This window comes from Rhodococcus sp. 05-2256-B1 (assembly GCF_002258465.1).
Classification (GTDB): domain Bacteria; phylum Actinomycetota; class Actinomycetes; order Mycobacteriales; family Mycobacteriaceae; genus Rhodococcoides; species Rhodococcoides fascians.
Genome location: NZ_NOZA01000033.1, coordinates 38,926 through 58,532, shown reverse-complemented (window position 1 = coordinate 58,532; position 19,607 = coordinate 38,926). Strand labels below are relative to the sequence as shown.

The following is a 19,607-nucleotide window of genomic DNA, read 5'->3' as shown; positions in this document are numbered from 1 at the left end:
TTTCTCCAACGTATCGAACCGGGGTGGTTCGCGGGATGGGTAAAGCATTGTCCTGCAACGTTACTGACGCATTTCCAAATCGCTACGAGCGCAATCTGCCAAGCGCTCGATGGCGGGTCCGTCACATGTGGTGGTCGGTTCCGCGCATGGCCATGATTTTCAGCGCAAGGGAAAGATCCAGGCGTAGATCGGCGCGATCGGTGAAGGGGCCCAGTATCTTTTCGAGTTTCGTTATTCGGTATCGCAAGGTGTTGTAGTGAAAGTGCAGTGCCCGAGCGGTTTCGGCGATGTTGATGTTGGTGGCCAGCAACGTCTCCAGCGTTCTGCGCATGTCGCGTGCCTCGTCGTCGTGTCCGGCGAGGTCGTGCAGGGTTTCCCGGGTGAACGATTCGAGCTCGTCGACGTTGTCCACCAGGCTCAGTAGTCGGAACACGCCGAGTTCGTCGAACGTGGTGACGGCCCAGTCCCCGGATACCTGCCGGCCGACCTTCAACGCGGTACGCGCCTGGCCGTACCTGCTGGGGATGTCGGCCACCGTGGTGCACGGACGCGAAATCCCGACCGTGAACGGTTGCCGACCACCGCCGCCGTCTCCGTGCACTCGTTCGACGATCTCGTGCACGTCCGCGACCGTCGTCGGACGTTCGCCCATGATGATGACGGTCTCGGTGCCGAGGGCGGCGATGGCGGCCTGCGGATCTCGTTGTGCCAGAGCCCCTGCGAAAGCCGACATCTGCCGATCGACGAGTGGCCTGCGGCCGGGCGTCGGTTCGTCGTCGAGGTGTGGGATCGGTTCGATCGCGACGATCACCACCGGCCTGCCGAGATCCCAGCCGAAGCGTCGAGCATGCGCCACCGCGTGTGCGTGCTCGCCGCCTCGGCCCAGGAGAAGATCGCGCAGAAAATTCGATCGGTGTTTCTCCTCGACTGCTGACAGCGCGAGATCGCGAGTGACGACCATCGCCAACACGCCTGCGGCCGCGTCGGCAGTGTGCAGGTCCGATTCCGTCAAAGGCCGACGTGAGGAGAACAGAACGATGCGTCCGTGGTCGATTCCGTTGGCAGTAATGGCGCATACCGCGATCGAATTGCCCTGTTGCGAACGAAGACCGAGGCCGCCGTCGACGGAGTCGGTGCGCAGTCTTCCGGTGGGATCGAGGGCGGTGCTGGTGCGGAGGGCGGACAGTTCGTCGTCACTGCCTGCCGAGGCAAGTTCGCGTCCGTCCACCGTGGTGATCGACACTGCCACATCGCATTCGACCGAGTTTGCGAATGCCAGTTGTGCCACCCCGCCGCCGGCGAGCGTGATGTCGGTCAATGCCCGGCGCAGACGTTCGGACCGAAACATCGCTCGTGCCTGCGTCTTTGCGTTGTCGCGTAGGCCCGCGGTGAGATCGTGCCCGGGGTCGAGTTCGCCGCAGACCTGAACCAGCGGCAGGCCCAGTGTCTCGGCACTCACGCCGACGCTGTCCGGAACGGCGATGTCGTCGTCCACCCGCACCAGAATCCCGGCAACGCCGAGGGAATGCGCTCGGGACAGCAGCGCTGCCGTCGGCTCCGTCAGGTGCGTGAGGGCCTCGCTCGTCGTGGACAACAGGTCACCCGGCCGAATCCAGAACCGAATGCCGGCGGGGTCGTCGACATGATTGATTCTGCGTACCGGCCGTCCGAGGCCGGCGCGACCGGCGAGCAGCGTGGCGTGCTCCAGCAGGTTCGAGCCCAGTACGGTCTCGACGGTATGCGGTGCTTCCGAGGTGGTCGAGCGTTGCTCGTCGTGCAGTGTCAGCACCGCACGGCCGATCGAGTGGGTGACGTCGCGTCGACTGCCCCGGCGGCGTCGCGATGAATCGGACCGGTGAGACTGCGCAATTCGAGCCCGGTGGTGCGCCGCGAGACCTTAAGAATCTCGGCCACGATGGAGACCGCAGTTTCCGCGGGAGTGGAGGCACCCAGGTCGAGACCGATGGGGGAGTGCAGCCGGGCGAGTTCGTTCTCGGTCACCCCGCGCTCGCCAAGCAGTTCCACCCGTCGGCGGTGCGTGGCACGACTACCCAGTGCACCCACATAGGCGGCACCGCTACGTAGCGCGACCTCGAGCAAGGGAATGTCGAACTTCTCGTCGTGTGTGAGAACGGTGATGACGGTGCGCTCGTCCACCGGCGCGGTGGCGAGAAACGTATGCGGCCATGCGACCACGACGTCATGAGCGTCGGGGAATCGTGCTCGGGTGGCGAACACCGGGCGGGCGTCGACGACGGTGACGGCGAAGCCGGCGAACGTGCCAAGGCGACACATCGCGGCGGCGAAATCGATGGCACCGAACACGTACATCCGGGGCGGTGGCCCGAACAACTCGACCATGACGGATCGCGCGCCGTCGTCGACGAAGTGAATGTCCAGGCCGGACTCGCCGCGGTGTAGTCGGTCGAGAACGGCGAGACTCACGCTCGAACCGTCGGACTCGATGTCGGTGAGACCGTCCGGATCGACGGTTGCCTCCGCTCCCAGAACCGCCTGTCGCGTCGGGGCCCCGGTGGTGAGGTCGGTGAGCACGGCCACCGGCTCGCCGCTCGAGACCAGACGAGCGACGTCTTCGAGTGCGGCGCACGCGTCGCTGTCGATGAGACGAACGAACACCTCGATGGTGCCGCCGCACGTGAGGCCGACGCCGATCGCGTCGTCGTCCGCTACCCGGTAGGTCTCGCTCCTGGCCATGCCGTCGGCGAGGACGTCGTTCGCCAGCTCGTACAGGGCACCTTCGATGCAGCCGCCGGAGACGCTGCCGACGACCTGACCGGACGTAGCCACTGCCATGGCCGCACCCGCGGGGCGCGGTGCGGACTGCCACGTATGTACCACCGTGGCCAGGGCGAACGGCTCACGTTCGCGCAGCCACGGGGCCACGTCGTCGAGAATGTCGCGCATGCCGCCGCCTTTCGACCGGATGAGTGATGCCCATCACGCTAGTTGCTGGCGCGGGCCGACCATGAAACACATTTCGACCAAATCGACAGCGGGTCGTTGTAAGAACCTGCCGTCGCGGTACGGGTGGCCGGACCGCGCGGGCTACGTCAGAGCAGCGGCGACGGCGAGAGCGTGATGCTCGTGCCACGGCTTGGCGATGATCTGCACCCCGATCGGCAGACCGCTGCTGGAGGTGGCAACGGGAATCACCACCGAGGGCACCCCGAGGATGCTGATCGCTCGGCTGCTCGCCAGCGCCTGCGACCACGACAGAGCTGCACCGTCGACCTCGAAGCTCGTCTCACCGAGCGGCGGAGCGAGAATCGATGCGACGGGAAGTATCAGGACGTCGCCCATCGTGGACACCAGCTGGTGCTGCATCTCGGCGCGTCGAGCCCACAGTGCCTCGACGTCTGCGGCCGTGGTGGTTCGGACGGCAGCAAGGATGGCCCGGATGTTGGCGCTGAACTCGGCGGGGCCGTATTGCTCGATGTCCGTTTGGGTTTCGCAGGCCCGCATCTGTGTGAACAGCTCATGAGCGCCGTGTAGTGCGGTGCCCTCGTACGGCGTCACCGATCCGACGAACGGCTCTGTGCGCAGAGCTGCGGCCTCGACGGCAGCGCGGATCTCCGCATCGACCGGAATCGTGCCTTCACCTGTCGCCCAACGGATATCGAGCTCGCGGAGGTTCACGCTCGCAGGGTCGGTCCAGGTGTATTGCGGCTGCGACAGCACGCGCAGCAACAGGATCACGTCGTCGAGAGTGCGGGCCATGGGTCCGATGGTCTGCACGGTGCCGTGCATGGTCGCCGGATTCGTCAGCACTCGGTTGTCGCTCATGACACCGGGATACTGCCCCTCGGAGTCGATTCGGCCCGGTGTCGGCCTGATCGAGCACAGACCGGTGCAGTGCGCGGGCCACCGCACCGAACCACCGAAATCGGTGCCCAGTCCCACCACACTCATGCCCGACGCGATGGCCGCCGACTCGCCGCCGCTGCTGCCACCGGGAGACAGTTTCATGCCGGTAGGCGAGAGCGGGTTGACGGTGTAGCCGAACAGGTCGTTGTGCGTGAGTCCGCTGGCACCGAACTCCGGTGTGTTGGTCTTACCGATCAGGATTGCGCCCTCGGCGCGCATCCGAGCAACGGCGGGAGCGTCGACGCGAGGGACGTTGTCCGCGAGCGCATGTGAACCCGCCGTGGTGCGAACGCCTGCGGTGGCGATCAGGTCCTTGACCGTGAACGGCACTCCGGCGAGGTCGCCGACCCGCTCGCCGCGGGCGATGCGGGCATCGATTCCGTCGGCTGCCAGCAGTGCCGATTCGGCTGCGACGGTGACGATCGCATTCAGCTCGGTGTTGATTCGGCCGATGTGTTCGAGGTGCTGCTCGGTCACCTCGCGCGCGGACACGGTGCCGGCGCGCACTGCTGCCGCGAGTGCGACGGCGTCGGTTCCGATCGAATTGCCCTCAGGCACTGGGTGTCTCCTCGGGTGGTGTCACAGCCCCTTCATCTCCGCGACCCGCAGCGCCAAGGCTACATCCAGGCGCAGAATCGGATCGGTGGTGAACGGGCCGACGATGGACTCCAGCTTGCCGATGCGGTAGCGGAGTGTGTTGTAGTGGAAATGCAAGACGCGGGCGGTCTCTGCCACGTTGCAGTTGGTGTCCAGCAGCGCCTGCAACGTCTGGCGCAGGTCGACGGCATCGGCGTCGTCGCCCGCGAGTGAGCCCAACACCTCGGTTGCGAAGGCCTGCAGCTCGGCTCCGTCGGTGACCAGTGACAACAGTCGATGCACGCCGAGGCCGTCGAAATGCGCTACCGATCCGTTTCCGCGCATACGGCGTCCTACGACGACTGCTTTGCGGGCCTGATCGTAGGCGCGCGGAATGTCGGCAACGGAGTCGATAACGCGGCTCACGCCCGCGCCGAACGAGTTTCGTCCGCCGCCCTTGTCTCCGGCGACGGAGGCGATCAGATCCTCGACGACGTCCCGTTCGGTGCCGGGTTCGGCCGGCATGAGCGTGACGACCTCGTTGCTGAACCCGACGACGGGAGCCCGTCGATCGCGCCTGCGCACCACCTGCTGCCACGCCGCGGTCAGCCGCTCCTGTGGCAGGCGGCCGGACACGGCCGGCTTCACCGAATTGCTCACGGCAACCTCGGCGATCTCGTCCAATTGGGCAACGATGACGACCATGCTGCGGTCCACGTCCCAGTCGAGCTGGGCGCAGTACTCGATGATCTGTTCGGGGGATTCGGTTGCGCCGTTGAGGACGTCCCGAAGGAAGTCGCCCCGAAACTTGGACTCGACGGCAGAGACAGCAAGCTTCTTGATGACCGCCAACGCCACGACCGTGGCCGCGCGTTCGAGGGACTGCATCGTGACGGGACCGAGTCGTTCGGCGGCGGCCACCGCCACGATCAGTCCGTGGTCGGTGCCGCCCGCGATGATCGGTGCGACGGCAATGCGGTGCCCGCTGTCGCCCGGGACCGGTTGCAGGCCTTCGTGGAGTCGTTCGGTGAGCAGGCGACCGGACGGGTCGAACAGCGGCATCTCTTCCAAAGCCGCGAGTTCTGCGTCTGCTCCTGCTGTGGCCTGGACTCGACCGTCCGGAGTGCAGATGAGTACCGTCGCCTCGAACAGCGTGGCGACCTCGTCGGCGATCTGCGGTAGATCGCCGCCTTCGAGCACGATCGAGGTCAGGGCTCGATGCATGCGATCGGCGATATCCAACGCCCACGCCTGCCGGTCGACGAGGTGGGTGAACACCTCGGAGATGACCTCGTCGAAGCCGACATCTCGGCGAATGAGGAAGAGCGGCAGGCCGAGTCGATCTGCTGCCTCGATCATCGCAGCGGGCACGTCTCCGAAGTAGCGTCCTTCTTTGACTCCGAGCGCGGCCGCACCGCGTTCGGCAAGTCCTTCGACCAGCTCCACCAGGGCACCGGCATCGAACGGGCGGCCCGAATCTGCATGCCGCAGTGGGAAACCCGTTGTCAACAGCAGTTCGTTCGGTTTCACCCACGGCAGGATGTCGGGAACTTCGATGACGTTGACGCGTCGAACCACATTCTCGAGTCCCTGCTCGCCCGCAACAAGAGTGGACCCGGAGAGGCTGGGGAGTGCAAGCAATTCTGCGACGGTGAGCGCGTAACTCGCCGACGCCGGGAAGTCTCGTACTCGTGGCCGAAGCGCACCGACCATGTCATCCATTGTTCAACAATACTGTGTAGGGCATGTCGCGACGGCGGGGGATCAGCCGACGTGCAGTGCCGGCGGGAGAACGCGCTCGACCCACCGCGAGGCCTGCTCGTAGGCATAGGCGAGCTGCAGAACCGCCCGGTCGGCACCGTGCCTGCCGATGATCTGAACACCCATCGGCAGACCGCGATCGTCGAACCCGACCGGGACGGCGGCGGCAGGAACACCGGTCATCGTCCAGGGCACCACCGTTTCCATCCACCGGTGATAGGTGTCCATGGGTCGACCCGCGATGGACTGCGGCCAATGTTGGTCCTTGTCGAACGGGAACACCTGAGCGGTGGGCGCGAGAACGAAGTCGTAGGTCTCGAACAATGTCGTCAGTGCGCTCTGCCAGTCGTTGCGAGCCTGCGCTGCCTTGGTGACATCGAGTGCGGTCAATGCGACGGCATGCTCCATCTCCCACAGCATTTCGGGCTTCATCAGCTCCCTCGTGCGCGGGTTCTCGTACAGATCGGCCATCCCGAGCTGCGCCCACCACCGCCACGTCAGGAACGAGTCCCAGATTTTCGCCGGGTCGTACGACGGCACGGTGCTCTCCACTGCGCAGCCGAGGTCCTCGAAGACGGTGAACGACGACTCGCACAGATCGAGGACACCGGGTTCGGTAGCCAGGTGACCGTTCCAGTCTCCGACCCACGCGATGCGGGCACCGCGGAAGCTGCGTTCGAGAGTGCGGGTGAAGATCTCCGGATCCTCGTCGATTCCGAGGGGCGCGTTGGCATCCGGGCCCGCCATCGTCGACAGCAGATGTGCGACGTCGGTGACCGATCGGCCCATCGGTCCGGCGACCGCGCCCTGTGCGATGAAGCCGGGCTCGGGAATGCGTCCCCACGACGGGCGAAAGCCGACCACATTGTTGAAGGCTGCGGGGTTGCGCAGCGATCCCATGTAGTCGGTGCCGTCGGCGACGGGCAGCATGCGCAGGGCCAATGCTGCCGCCGCACCTCCGCTGCTTCCGCCTGCAGTGCGCGAGGTGTCGTAGGGCGAGACGGTGGTTCCGTACACCGGGTTGTACGTCTGAGATCCGAACCCGAATTCCGGTGTGTTGGTCTTGCCGATCACGATGGCACCGGCCGCTTTCACGCGGGCGACGAACAGATCGTCCGCCTCAGCGATGCGATCGGCGAAGATCGGTGACCCCGATGTGAACGGTAGCCCTCGGGCTGCCGACAGATCCTTCACCGCATGGGGAAATCCGTGCATCCACCCGAGATACTGTCCGTCCGAGAGCTGCCGATCTCGCTCGCGTGCCTCGGCCAGCAGCTCGTCGCGATCACGCAGGGCGACAATGGCATTGACCGTCGGATTGTGTGCCTCGATGTGGTCGAGGTACGCCGTCATGGTCTCGACGCACGAGACCTCGCGGCGCTTGATCTTGCCGCTGAGCTCGACCGCGTCGGACATCAGAAGTTCGGCAGCGGGTCCGACGGTGGTTGCCATGGTGGTTCCTTCGTTCGAGAGAGACGCAGAAGCAGGGAGGGCCGGACGCCGCGCGAACCCGAGACTGTCGGGTTCGCGCGGCGCTGTTCGATATCGAAACCGGCGTTATCCGAGGTCGACGATCGCGGCGACGGGGCCGCCACCTTCGGGGCCCTGGTGCGCTGCCGAGACCGATACGAAGACCGCTGGGTCGCCGGTCACTGCTGCGGTGACGCCGCCGACGCACGCCTTGATCTGGCGGTGCCAATGGACGTCGGAATCGTCGAGCATGGCGTTGCGCCGTCCACGGACCGTACCGTCCTGGCTTGCTTCGCATTTGAGGAAGACGTTGACGAGCTTGCCGTCCAGATCCTTGGTGTGCGGCCGTTCGGGGAGTTCGAGACCGGCATCCTTGATCGCGTTCCAGATGCCGTCCTGATCGAGCGCGTCGTTCATCACGCTGTGTCCGATGCGGTACCGGCCGCCGATTCCGCGAGTGTTACCCACGACGACGATCTGCGCACGGTCCAACTCGACGCCCGAGGAGCACGAGGCCACCGAGGAGTACAGCTCACGACTGTGCATGACGTCCTCGTCGGTCGGCATATCGATCTCACCGAGCGCGACAGCGATACCGAGAGCGGTGCCGCCGTTGGACAGATCCATCGACTCGTGCGTCTGTTCGGTCCAGACGGTCTTGCCGCGGCTCTTGGCGTCACGGATGGTGTGGATCGTCAGCAGCGGGGTCTTGGTCTGCACGTAGTGCACGTCTGCGGGATCGGTGATGCCTGCGTTGGCCATCGCATCCTTGACTGCCGCAGCCACTTTGGTGATCATCGCGGTGCGGCCGATGTCCTCGGGCATCAACTGCTCGCTCATCGCGACGCCGACCGTCAGGCGCGGCTCCTCGGTCTGCACTGCCTTGTCCGACGGTACGGTCGCGAAGATGGTGGCGTGGGGGCTGATGACTCCGTCGGTGCCACCGGACCAGACGATCGGAACCTCGCCGACGTCGTGTGCGCTGCGAGTTCCTTTCGCGGACAACACTTCGCGGAATGCTCGGTCGGCGATGATGCGGGTGTAGTCGTTGACTCCGCCGTTGCCTTCCGTCTTACCGATGACTGCAATGACCCGGTCGGCGTCGAGCACCCCGTCGTCGATGAGCTTCGCCAGCTCGCTGGCATCGGACACGTTGTGGAGCGGGACCTTGCGGACCTCGATTGCGTCGGGCACTGAAATCTCCTTCATCGGGATCTGTGGGTACTGCAGAGTCGGCCGGCGTTCGCGCGGCGGGGGCTCGCCCCACGAACGTTATCGACCGTTGGACCGGGGGTGCACTGGCAAGCTTTGCCCAATCAGCGCACTTTTTTGGTTATCGGACATCACCAGGTAGCGGTAGCGCTGCAACCGTGAGGTCGCCAGCGCGGCAGGGTCGGCGGCAAGGAGTACGGCCAACTCGTGTTCGAGCACGGTCCCGAGCCGAGACAGAAACGCCGCAGGTTCGTCGGAGGCATCCGGCCGTTCGGCCACGATCCGGTCGATGACGCCGTTACGGAGCAGGTCCAGGCTGCGCACTCCCTGCTCTTCTGCCATCTCGGCTGCGCGGTCGGTGGTGTGGAACTTGATCGCCGATGCACCCTCCGGCGGCAGTGGCGACAGCCAACCGTGCTGGGCACACAGCACCCGATCGGCGGGGAGCAGTGCGAGTGCGCCGCCGCCGGCTCCCTGGCCGAGCAGCAGGCAGATCGTCGGTGCCTTCAGTGTCGTGAGTTCGACCAAGCAGCGGGCGATCTCGCCCGCGAGGCCACCCTCTTCGGCCTCCTTACTCAACGCGGCACCGGCAGTGTCGATGACTGTGACGAGGGGAAGTTGCAACTCTTCCGCCAGCCGCATTCCGCGTCGTGCCTCCCGGAGGCCGGCGGGACCCAACGGCTGATCGGCGAAAGTGCGGTCCTGGCCGAGAAGGACACACGCCGAGGCCCCGAACTTGGCAAGGGCCAGAAACAAACCGGGTTCGATCTCACCGGCTCCGGTGCCCTGCAACGTCGTCACCGTGTTCGCTGCCGATCGCACGAGGTGGCGTACTCCCGGCCGTTCCGGTCGTCGAGAACGACGGATGGATTCCCATGCAGGCACATCGTCGAGGTGCTCCAACGGGATGTTCGGAACCGGCGGAGGTGGCTCGTGTGGCGCACACAGGACGGCGAGGGCCGAAATGGCAACCTCACGGAGTTGTTCGGGATGGACCACCGCGTCGACGAGGCCACGGGCAGCGAGGTTTTCGGCTGTCTGCACTCCCTCCGGGAACTTCTCGCCGTACAGCGCCTGGTACACACGCGGACCGAGAAAGCCCAGCAGCGCACCCGGTTCGGCCGCAGTGACGTGGCCGAGAGAGCCCCACGAGGCAAGTGCTCCTCCGGTCGTGGGATGGCGAAGGTAGACGGCGTAGGCGAGACCCGCCGACTTGTGTGCAGCGATAGCCGCCGAGATCTTGACCATCTGCAAGAAGGCGACCGTGCCCTCCTGCATCCGTGTTCCGCCGGAGGTCGGCGAGGCGAGCAGCGGAAGCTGTTCTGCTGTCGCCTTTTCGACGGCCTGTACCAATCGTTCGGCGGCCGCCGTTCCGATGGAGCCGGCGAGAAACCCGAACTCGCACAGGACGAGTGCCACCCGGCGCCCTGCGAGGGTGGCTTCGCCGGTCAACACCGACTCGTCGCAGCCGCTCGTTTCACGGGCCGCGGCGAGCTCGTCGAGATAGCCCTGATCCGCCGGTCCGTGCACCCCGATCGGGGGAAGCGGGTCGGTGTCCCACCGGACGAAACTGCCGGCGTCGACGACCATCTCGACGAGTTCGAGTGCGCCGAGCCGTGCCGGCGCGCCGGTGCGGGTCATGGTGTCGTCTCGAGCCAGGCGCGGATCGAGTCGCCGTGCTGGTCGAGGGTCGGCGGGGCCGCGTGTGTCGTGCGCATCGCGGCACCCTCGCAATCCTCGTCCATGCGCAGCGGTGGGCCGGGCAACGTGATGGTGCCCAGGGCCGAATGATCGACGTCGATCATCAGTCCCTGCGACCGTGTCTGTTCCCAGGTGTAGACCTCGGCCAGATCACGGACGCGTCCGGCCGGTATGCCGAGCTCACCGAGTAGTCCGAGCAGTTTGTCGGTCGGCCAGTCCGCGAAAACGGCATCGACAGCGGCGATGACGGCCTCTCTGTCGTCGACGCGTTGGGGGTTGGTGGCCCACTCCGGACGGTCCAGTCCGAATGCGGGAGCGAAGCGTTGCCACAATCCCTCGCTGCCCACGGCAATCTGAACCAGACCCTCGGACGAGTGGAACAGACCGTACGGGCAGATCGACGGGTGATGTCCGCCGGTGGGGCGGGGCACCTCGCCGGCCACGGTGTAGCGAGTGCCTTGAAATGCGTGCACCCCGACGATGGAGGCCAACAAGCTGGTTCGCACGACGCGGCCGCGTCCGGTGGTGTTGCGCTCGTGCAATGCGGCCACGACGCCGTATGCGCCGTTCATTCCGGCGAGCAGATCTCCGATGGGAACGCCGACCCGAGTGGGTTCGTCCTTCGACGGCCCGGTCAGGGACATCAATCCTGCTTCGCCCTGAGCGATCTGGTCGTAACCGGGGCGCGTGCCTTCTGGCCCGTCGTGGCCGAAACCGGTGATCGACAGGATCACCAGACGGGGATTCAGCTCGTGCAATGCCTCCATGCTGTAGCCGAGGCGAGCGAGAACGCCGGGGCGGAAGTTCTCGACGAGTACGTCGGCGCGGCGGATCAATGCGGTGAGCGTTTCTCGGCCGTCGACAGCTTTCAGGTCGAGTGCGATGGATTCCTTGTTGCGATTGCACGAGAGGAAGTACGTCGAGTGTCGATCGCCCTCGTCGTCGGCGACGAAGGGTGGGCCCCAGCTTCGCGTGTCGTCACCGCCGCTGGGCGATTCGACCTTGATCACTCGCGCGCCGAGGTCCCCGAGCATCATCGCGGCATGGGGTCCGGCGAGTGCCCGCGACAGGTCGACGACCAGGCAGTCGGAGAGCGGTCCGACCGTCATCGGATTGCGTTCCGAGACAGGGGAGCGATGTCGGTGTCGAACTCGAATCGATCGTTGCGAAGCGTCATGCGTCCGAGTCAACGTGCCGGTCGCGGCCCCGTCGTGGGCAAAAGTTGCCGACGCTGAGGGGTCGCTTTCGGACAGTTCGAGCGAGCGCGAGCCGTGTGGACGGATGGCCGACGAGGGGCCCATAATCTGCGACCATGGATACCCACGTAGTCGACCATCCCTTGACCGCAGCGCTTTTGACGACGATGCGCGACGTGCACAGTGACAACGCGACCTTCCGTTCGGCGCTGCGGCAGCTGACACACACGTTGGTGTACGAGGCTTTGCGTGATGCCCCGGTGGACACCTTCGAGGTCGACACCCCGGTTGCCCGCACCACGGGTGTTCGGTTGGCGAACCCACCTCTGCTCGTGCCGGTTCTCCGGGCAGGGCTGGGCATGGTGGAGCAGGCGAGTGCGCTCATTCCGCGATCCGGTGTGGGATTCATCGGCATGGCACGAGACGAGAAGACACTGCAGCCGGTGCCGTACCTCGAGTCGCTGCCCGCAGATCTCGCCGGCACACCGGTGTTCGTTCTCGACCCGATGTTGGCCACGGGCGGGTCCATGACCGCGACGATCGACTTGCTCGTCGCACGTGGAGCAACCGACGTGGTCGTCGTGTGCGTCGTCGTCACACCTGAAGGCCTTGCAGCGCTGGAGAAGTCAGGACATCCCGTCCGTGTGGTGTGTGCCGCCGTCGATGATGAGCTCAACGATCAGGGCATCATCGTGCCAGGACTGGGGGATGCGGGAGACCGTCAATTCGGGCCTCGGTGACGATCCGACGCAGAGGAGTCGTCGAGGTCAGTGCTGTCGTATCGAAACACCATGTCGTTTCCCGAGCGGGTCAGTCAATCGGGGAGGGGTCTTCCCTGGTAGGCATCGGCTGCATCGACCTCTCGTAGTTCGAATGCTTGAATCATGTCGAATCCAGCGGTGGCACAAACGATCCGGCGCGCGTGAGCAGTGCGATATCGCACCCCAGAGCATCCGCGACCGCGACCACGCTGTCGAGCTGCACTGTGTTCTTTCCTCCTTCGAGTGCTTGAACGGTGGAACGACCCACCCCGGCGAGCAACGCCAACTCGGCTTGGGTCATGCGCAACTGATGGCGACGCGCGACGAACGTTGCGGCCAGTTCTCACGAGTGCTCACGGGCTCGTCGTCGCGGTTCCGCCATCATCGCTCCTTGTGCTTGCCCTGGCATGCATGTTGGAACTTAGCCGAAGGTTCTGCCGACAATGAGCCCCTATGCCTGCTCTAGCAGGCAGAAAGTGTGGAAACGTCGTCTCGCAGGAGAAGGGCTCGCTATGCGTGCGTTGGCAAGCGGACCGATGGTCCGAGGTACGCCAATGTGCTGTGGAACGGCCGTCGGTGGCCAGGAACCGTAGGTGTTGGCCCGAAGTCGACTCGCGTGCAGCATCTCGTGCGGCATAGTGGCCTTCATTGTCCGATGCGGTCGAAAGCGGTAATCCTGTGAAGAATTCGGTTAGAACCGGCAGCGACAAATGGGTCGTCGTCGATGTCGAGACCTCGGGTCTGAAGGCATCCCGTGATCGAGTGCTCAGTGTGGCCGCTCTGACGGTCGACGAGGACGGACGTGTCGGACGCGAACTGTCGACTCTGGTCAACCCGGGTTGCGATCCTGGCCCGGTGCACATTCACAAACTGACGCCCGAACGGCTTGCCGGTGCGCCGACGTTCGACATGATCGCTCCGCAACTCATGGATCTGCTGGATGGTCGAACTTTGGTCGCGCACAACGCGAGTTTCGATCACGGGTTCTTGAAGCTCGAATCGATGCGTGCGGGCATCGACATGCCGACGAAGCAACGGTTGTGCACCGTGGCATTGTCGAGGCGACTACAACTCGATACTCCCAACCACAAGCTGTCCACCCTGGCCGCGCACTGGAAAGTGCTGCAGTCCAATGCGCACGACGCCTACGACGATGCCCTAGTGCTGGCGCAGGTGTTCACCCACAGCGCTCGGCTGGCCAGGTCGCTCGAACTTCCCCTTCCAGTCGTCACGTGCACCGAGCGTCTGACGCTGTATCCGGATACCGTTCCCCGCACACATTGCGCGTGGGAGAACCCAGGTCCACTTGCCGAGGACGGCGGTCTCGTTCAGGGCATGCGAGTCGTGATCAGCGGCGACACGCGAATCCCGCGATTGCGCTTGGCCGCTCAGCTCACGGAAGCCGGACTGGACGTGATGAATTCCGTCAGTCGATTCACGAGTGTGGTGGTGTGTTCGGATCCCACAACGGAAAGCGGAAAAGTCGAAAGGGCGCGCGCCCATGGCCTTCGCATCATCTCGGAGTCGGAATTGCTCGACTTGCTCCGGAATGTGCAGCCAGGAACGCCGAAAGGTATTCGGCCGCAGACCCAGCCGAAACCAGCCGAGCAGCAGCCCGATCCAGTCGTCAAGCCCTGGCAGACTAGAAGGGTCTTGGTCATGGGCGGTTCGCACGCCGAGTCGGTACTCATGCGGTCGCGCCTGATCCAACTCGGTGCGACACCGGCTGTGAATCTCAGCGCCGGCGTGACCGACATCCTGATCTTGGACGGCGGCGATGGAGACCCGCGGATGCCGAAAGTGAAGGAACGGGATCTCACGTTGCTGACACCGGCAGCGATCGACCGAGAACTGAATATCGAAGTTCCCGCGCCGCTCCCTGCTCGGCGGTCCCGAATCGCTCCGTTGGTGCCACGGGGTGGCGTCGTCGACCTCGACCCTGATCAGGCAGTGCTGACGGTCAACAGTTCCTGGCGTGCCGACGACTCCGATCGGGTCGGTGTAGATGTAGTCGCGTTCTTGCTGTCCGACGATGAATTGGTCGCCAGTGACGAGGATTTCGTGTTCTACAACGCTCCGGTCACCTCGGACGGTGCCGTCTCGATGTCGATCGATGGTGACAGCGAACAGGGTGTGCGGATCGACCTTTCACTCGTTCCCGAGGATTGCGTGCGTATCACCGTCGCCGCAGCAATCGACGGTGACCACACATTCGGTGACCTAGGCGCGGTATCGGTGTCGCTCGATGGACTCGATTCGGCGGTCGCGACAGCGGTGCTGGATGCCGCGACCACGGAACGATCGATGCTGCTCGCAGAGATCTACCGCCGCGGGAGTGGCTGGCGCTTCCGGCCGATCGGTCAGGGCTACGACGACGGATTGGCAGAATTGGCGGTGCGGTTCGGCGTGGAGGTCGATGGGTAGTCGCGCTGCGTCGCGTCGACCGGTAACGCGACTCGGCCGTCGAGCGACGTCACCAATGAACGGATCGAGTCGGTGGCCGGACCACGGCCGGCGACGTTGTGCAGGACGTGCCGCCACGAAAGGCCCTCGAATGAACCGCACCAGCCGACGCATTGCAGTATTGACCGGACTTCTGGCGCTTCCGCTCGCCGCCGGCACCACCATGGGGGCTGCGACCGCCAGTGCCGACGAATGGCATTACGGTCCTGTCTATCGCGCCGAGCAGTCCGGGGAAGGCGCGCAATACTTTTGCAACAAGGCGCTGTCACTCGAGAAGGCGTCGCAGTCGTACATCGTGGTGCCGTGCACCAACGTCGAGAACACCGATACCTGGTACCGAATCGTGGTGAACCCCTACAACTGGGGTTGGAGCAGTTAGTCCTACACCAGTTCGATGACCTCCAACGCCCCGTCGGCGTGGGAACTCCGCAGCCTTTTCTTGTCGTATTTGCCGACGCTCGTTTTCGGGACCTCGTCGATGAAGGTCCATCGTTCCGGCAACTGCCACTGCGCGACGCGGCTGTTGAGGAACTCTTTCAGTTCTTCGGCCGTCACCGACGCACCCTCGCGGACGACGACAGCGACCAGTGGACGCTCGTCCCACTTCGGGTCGGGCACACCGATGACCGCAGCCTCACGAACAGCCGGATGTCCCATCACCTGGTTCTCGAGTTCCACCGAGGAGATCCATTCACCGCCGGACTTGATGATGTCCTTGGAGCGATCGGTGAGCCGGAGGTAGCCGTTCTCGGAGATGGTGCCCACGTCACCGGTTCGCAGCCAACCGTCGTCGAACTTGTCGTCCGCGTCAGCGCGGTAGTAGCTGCCGGTGATCCACGGGCCACGGACCTCGAGCTCGCCGACGGTCTTGCCGTCCCACGGCAACACCGTTCCGGCGTCGTCGACGAGTCGTGCCCGAACTCCGGCAACGAATCTGCCTTGTGTGCAACGCAAGTCGAACTCGTTTTCCGGCGACAGTCCCGCGTCGGGCCTACCGGAGGTGCCGAGCGGTGAGGTCTCGGTCATGCCCCATGCCTGCGAGATGTGTACGCCGTACTTCTCGTGGAAGGCTTTCATCAGACTCGGTGGGCATGCGGCACCGCCGACCACCACATCACGCAGACTCGACAGATCCGCCGGATGCTCGTCCAGATGAGCGAGCAGGGCCTGCCAGATCGTCGGGACAGCAGCCGCCGCCGTCGGACGAAGCGTCGACATCATCTCTGCCAACGGAGCCGGCTGCAGAAACCTGTCGGGCATGATCAGGGACGCACCGACCATCAGCGCCGCATACGGGAGCCCCCACGACATCGCGTGGAACATCGGCACGATGGCCAACACCTTGTCGGACTGCGCAATTGCCATCGCGTCGGTCATGCACGCCTGCATGGAATGCAGGTAGATCGAGCGATGCGAGTACACGACCCCCTTGGGATCGCCGGTGGTGCCCGAGGTGTAACACATTGCGGCAGCTGATCGTTCGTCGAGTTCGGGCCAATCGAACTCCTCCGGTTTGCCGGCCAACAGGTCCTCGTAGCCGAGCACCTCGATACCGTCGGGTGCAGTGACCTGCGCCGGGTCGACCCCGACGACCACGAGATGTCGCACGGTCTCGAACGTCGGCAGCAACGGCGTCAGCAGGGGGAGCAGGCTGGCGTCGGCGATGATCACCTGGTCCTCGGCATGATTGACGATGTACGTGAGCTGCTCGGGGAAGAGTCGGATGTTCAGAGTGTGCAGCACTGCGCCCATCGCCGGAATCGCCATGTAGGCCTCCATGTGCGGGGCGTTGTTCCACATGAACGTCGCGACTCGTTGATCGTCGTCGATCCCTATCGACCGCAGGCCGTGAGCCAATTGTGCTGCCCGCCTGCCCAACTCCCCGAATGTCACCGTGGTGGGTCCGGTGTCGGTCCACGTGGTGATCTCGGCCGAGGAGTGGATTGACGTCCCGAATCGAACCAGCTGGCCGATGGACAGTGGGGTGTCCTGCATGGTGCTCTTCACGACGATCTCGCTTTCGATGTCCCGGCGCGGCTGCACGTCTTTGTGCTCCGCGTCACAACATGCACACTACGGACTCGACGCGAGGAGGGTGCGTAACTTGGTACTCATGGCCACTACTTCGGATGACGCTCGTGCCCTTGGCGACGAGGCATTCGTTTCGCTCACCACCTTCCGTCGATCCGGTGCGCCGGTATCGACGCCGGTGTGGATCGCCCGAGACGGCGACAACCTGGTCGTCATCACTCCCGCGGAGAGCGGCAAGGTCAAGCGCATCAAGAACTCCGATCGCGTGGAGCTCCGCCCGTGCAGTCGGCGCGGAGCGGTGCCCGATGACGCCGTGGCGGTAACCGGCTCGGCAACCATCGTCACCGGAGACGCCGCCTCGAGACCGACATCGGTGCTGAAGAAGAAATACGGCATCGAGTACCGCATCGTCATGCTCGTCGAACTGATCATCGCTCGACGCCGCAAGCCGCGGGTGATTCTGTCGATCACCACCGACTGAGGTCGGTTCACATCAGGGCAGCATCCACCGCCGCAACGATGTCGACCCAGATCTCCGACGTGGGATCGACGACGGCGAAGTGCCCGCCCGGTCCTTCGACCGAAGCAACGGAATCGGAAGCCGCGGATGCGGCGGCGTAGTACGCGCGGCTGATCTCGAGGAGATTGGGATCGTCGCCCACTGCGGACACCACCAGCTGTGGAACGCCGAGGGGCAGCCGAGACATCGGTGACGACTCCTCGTAGATGCGTCGCGCCTCCGCATAACGGGCACCGATCGCGTTCGATACCGCACCCTCCCCGAGCCACCGCTCGTCGCCGACTTTCAGGTCGAGCACCCCGGCCAGACTCAACGCCAGGGCAGGGGCCACAGGTTTGCCGACGGAATCGGCCGCAAGCCGCAGGGCGAGTTGACCTCCCGCGGAATGACCCATCAGGACGATTCGAGACAGATCCAGCGAGGCGGGTGCCGTCTCCAGCGCGGCGAGAGCAGCCGCGACATCTTCGGTCGTCGCATCCCACCCGTGTTCGTCGGGTCGGCGGTATTCGACATTCCAGGTGGCGTAGCCGCGTGCGGTCAGATCGACCGCCATCGCATCCATCAGGTCGAATTCCCACCTCGAACGCCAGTATCCGCCGTGAATCAGTACGGCGACGGGGAACGGGCCAACGCCTTCGGGCATCCGCAGTTCGACGCGTTGCTCGGGGTGATCTCCGTACGTCACGATCGTGCCGGGGTGGAAGCGGTGAAAGTAGAGACTGTCGATCGCGAACCTGAGGCCGTCGAGACCGCGGCCCCGGATGTGTGCGCGAATCCCCTCGGAACGATCCGGCGCGCACTGACCGAAGTCGACGCGAACAACGCTGCTGTACAACGACGTATCGACCTGCGCTCCATCGCAGGGAACGACGACAACCTCATCGGAACCGGTTGCAGCGTCGACAATTCCGCCCGACAGACCGCGGGCGGACAGCGCCCTCGCGACCAGCTCTTGCGCGGTCTGCAGGTCGGCGAACACTCCGGGCGCGGCAACGATATCGATGTGCTTCGAGTCTTCCGTCATGGGTTCACGGTACCCAGACGGCGTCGACCGAGCCCGTGTTCGCCCACGGGCTCGGTCGAAAGACGCGGATCAGGCGTCGACGGCCTCGTTCAGCTCACGCAGCCGGGGGAGTGCGCGGTTGGTGAGCAGATCCTCGCGGGTCTCGGCAGAGACAGCCATGCTGTCCTTCCACAGTGACCGGCCTGCCATCGCTCCCCGTGCACCGTTGGCGACGGCGATGCGGACCTGCTCGATGAACGTCTCGTGATCGACGCCCGCCGACAGCACGGCCCACGGAACACCCTGTGCCGCTTCGGTGACGGCAGCGCAGGCCTCGGCGGAACCGGGGTAGGGGAGCTTGAGCACCTTGGCACCGCACTCGACCGAAATGCGCGTGGAATCAGCGATGATCTTGCCGAAGCCGGCTTTGTAGTCCTCGTCCGACTCGCCCTCGAGCTGGTACGTCAAGATCTCGACGATGAGCAGCAGACCCTCGGCCGAGCAAGCCTTGACGAGGTCACGGATCTCCTCGGCAACACGGGAATCGACGCCCTGCTGCTCGGGGCGCATGTAGAACAGCATCTTGGCGACATCGCCGCCGAGGTCACGCACGACGCGCGGGGTCACGCCGTCGACGAAACGGGTGTAGCGCAGACCGTCGGTCTCCTCGAAGCCCGACGCGTCCATGCCGACCACCAAAGCGGTGCCCCGCGAAAGCACACCGTCATCGACGATCTTCGGCAGTGCCACCTCCGGGTCCAGCAGGATGGCCGGCGCATGATTGCCGAGGTAGCGAACCAGATCAGCTTTGGCCTCGGCGAGCTGCTCGACGGTGATCGAGCCCGGCCCGTCGACGGCGTCCTTCATGACGGCCTTCATGCCGTTGCGCTGATCTCCCGCGACGATGAGCATGTTGCCGTCTTCGGTGGAAATGGCAGCCATTCCGCGACGTTCGAGGGTGGTGAGTTCGTTCATCTTCTTCTCCTGGTGGGTGTTGGGGTCGAGCGCGAGTGGGACAACGTTGTCTC

Annotated in this window: 16 protein-coding genes; 4 read left to right on the top strand and 12 right to left on the bottom strand. The window is 64.9% G+C overall.

Translation table 11 applies throughout. The annotated features are described in order from the left end of the window. Window positions 1-121: 121 nt before the first annotated feature. The 8 genes from CH285_RS22410 to CH285_RS22375 all read right to left on the bottom strand — a co-directional run bounded on the left by CH285_RS22410 (window position 122) and on the right by CH285_RS22375 (window position 11,714). Window positions 122-1,789: a helix-turn-helix domain-containing protein gene (locus tag CH285_RS22410; RefSeq protein WP_094643669.1), complete on the bottom strand. Its 1,668-nt coding sequence runs from the start codon at window positions 1,787-1,789 to the stop codon at window positions 122-124. Beyond that, window positions 1,783-2,925 carry an XdhC family protein gene (locus CH285_RS22405; protein ID WP_094643668.1) on the bottom strand — a complete coding sequence of 381 codons (1,143 nt, stop codon included), beginning with the start codon at window positions 2,923-2,925 and terminating at the stop codon, window positions 1,783-1,785. Before CH285_RS22405 ends, CH285_RS22410 begins: the two co-directional genes overlap by 7 nt. Window positions 2,926-3,066: 141 nt before the next feature. Beyond that, the gene (locus CH285_RS22400; protein ID WP_094643667.1) at window positions 3,067-4,443 is read right to left on the bottom strand and encodes an amidase; all 1,377 of its coding nucleotides are present in this window, start codon (window positions 4,441-4,443) and stop codon (window positions 3,067-3,069) included. Between the two features lie 21 nt (window positions 4,444-4,464). After that, on the bottom strand, window positions 4,465-6,183 hold the full coding sequence (locus tag CH285_RS22395; RefSeq protein ID WP_027497747.1) for a PucR family transcriptional regulator: 1,719 nt from the start codon (window positions 6,181-6,183) through the stop codon (window positions 4,465-4,467). A 42-nt stretch (window positions 6,184-6,225) separates the two neighbouring features. Further along, window positions 6,226-7,674, bottom strand: coding sequence for an amidase (locus CH285_RS22390; protein ID WP_027497746.1), 1,449 nt, complete (start codon window positions 7,672-7,674; stop codon window positions 6,226-6,228). Between the two features lie 105 nt (window positions 7,675-7,779). Then, window positions 7,780-8,886, bottom strand: coding sequence for a ring-opening amidohydrolase (locus CH285_RS22385; protein ID WP_027497745.1), 1,107 nt, complete (start codon window positions 8,884-8,886; stop codon window positions 7,780-7,782). 78 nt (window positions 8,887-8,964) lie between these two features. Then, complete coding sequence (locus CH285_RS22380) at window positions 8,965-10,545, bottom strand: carboxyl transferase domain-containing protein (RefSeq protein ID WP_094643666.1); 1,581 nt, start codon at window positions 10,543-10,545, stop codon at window positions 8,965-8,967. Then, window positions 10,542-11,714, bottom strand: a complete 1,173-nt coding sequence (locus tag CH285_RS22375) for a CaiB/BaiF CoA transferase family protein (protein ID WP_032364454.1) — start codon at window positions 11,712-11,714, stop codon at window positions 10,542-10,544. Before CH285_RS22375 ends, CH285_RS22380 begins: the two co-directional genes overlap by 4 nt. A 203-nt stretch (window positions 11,715-11,917) precedes the next feature. On the opposite strand from CH285_RS22375, the gene upp reads away from it, so the two are divergent. Further along, a complete protein-coding gene (upp, locus tag CH285_RS22370; protein WP_027497743.1) occupies window positions 11,918-12,541 on the top strand; it encodes a uracil phosphoribosyltransferase in 624 nt (207 codons plus the stop codon). A gap of 142 nt (window positions 12,542-12,683) precedes the next feature. Here the strand turns inward: upp and CH285_RS22365 are convergent, their stop codons facing one another. Then, complete coding sequence (locus tag CH285_RS22365; RefSeq protein ID WP_255032367.1) at window positions 12,684-12,902, bottom strand: helix-turn-helix domain-containing protein; 219 nt, start codon at window positions 12,900-12,902, stop codon at window positions 12,684-12,686. A gap of 338 nt (window positions 12,903-13,240) precedes the next feature. Here CH285_RS22365 and CH285_RS22360 point away from each other — a divergent pair, with 338 nt between their 5' ends. Both CH285_RS22360 and CH285_RS22355 read left to right on the top strand, forming a co-directional pair. Next, window positions 13,241-14,986 (top strand): TerD family protein, encoded by a 1,746-nt coding sequence (locus CH285_RS22360; RefSeq protein WP_094643665.1) that lies wholly within the window; start codon window positions 13,241-13,243, stop codon window positions 14,984-14,986. Between the two features lie 130 nt (window positions 14,987-15,116). Then, a complete protein-coding gene (locus CH285_RS22355; protein WP_094643664.1) occupies window positions 15,117-15,404 on the top strand; it encodes a hypothetical protein in 288 nt (95 codons plus the stop codon). Window positions 15,405-15,406: 2 nt separating this feature from the next. On the opposite strand, the gene CH285_RS22350 is transcribed toward CH285_RS22355, so the two are convergent. Beyond that, window positions 15,407-17,032: a long-chain fatty acid--CoA ligase gene (locus CH285_RS22350; RefSeq protein WP_094643766.1), complete on the bottom strand. Its 1,626-nt coding sequence runs from the start codon at window positions 17,030-17,032 to the stop codon at window positions 15,407-15,409. A gap of 106 nt (window positions 17,033-17,138) precedes the next feature. On the opposite strand from CH285_RS22350, the gene CH285_RS22345 reads away from it, so the two are divergent. After that, entirely contained in the window at window positions 17,139-17,537 is a 399-nt protein-coding gene (locus CH285_RS22345) for a PPOX class F420-dependent oxidoreductase (protein WP_094643663.1), read from the top strand. Window positions 17,538-17,544: 7 nt separating this feature from the next. On the opposite strand, the gene CH285_RS22340 is transcribed toward CH285_RS22345, so the two are convergent. Both CH285_RS22340 and CH285_RS22335 read right to left on the bottom strand, forming a co-directional pair. Further along, on the bottom strand, window positions 17,545-18,600 hold the full coding sequence (locus CH285_RS22340) for an alpha/beta hydrolase (RefSeq protein WP_094643662.1): 1,056 nt from the start codon (window positions 18,598-18,600) through the stop codon (window positions 17,545-17,547). A gap of 69 nt (window positions 18,601-18,669) precedes the next feature. Beyond that, complete coding sequence (locus CH285_RS22335; RefSeq protein ID WP_094643661.1) at window positions 18,670-19,554, bottom strand: tagatose-bisphosphate aldolase; 885 nt, start codon at window positions 19,552-19,554, stop codon at window positions 18,670-18,672. Between the last annotated feature and the right edge of the window lie 53 nt (window positions 19,555-19,607).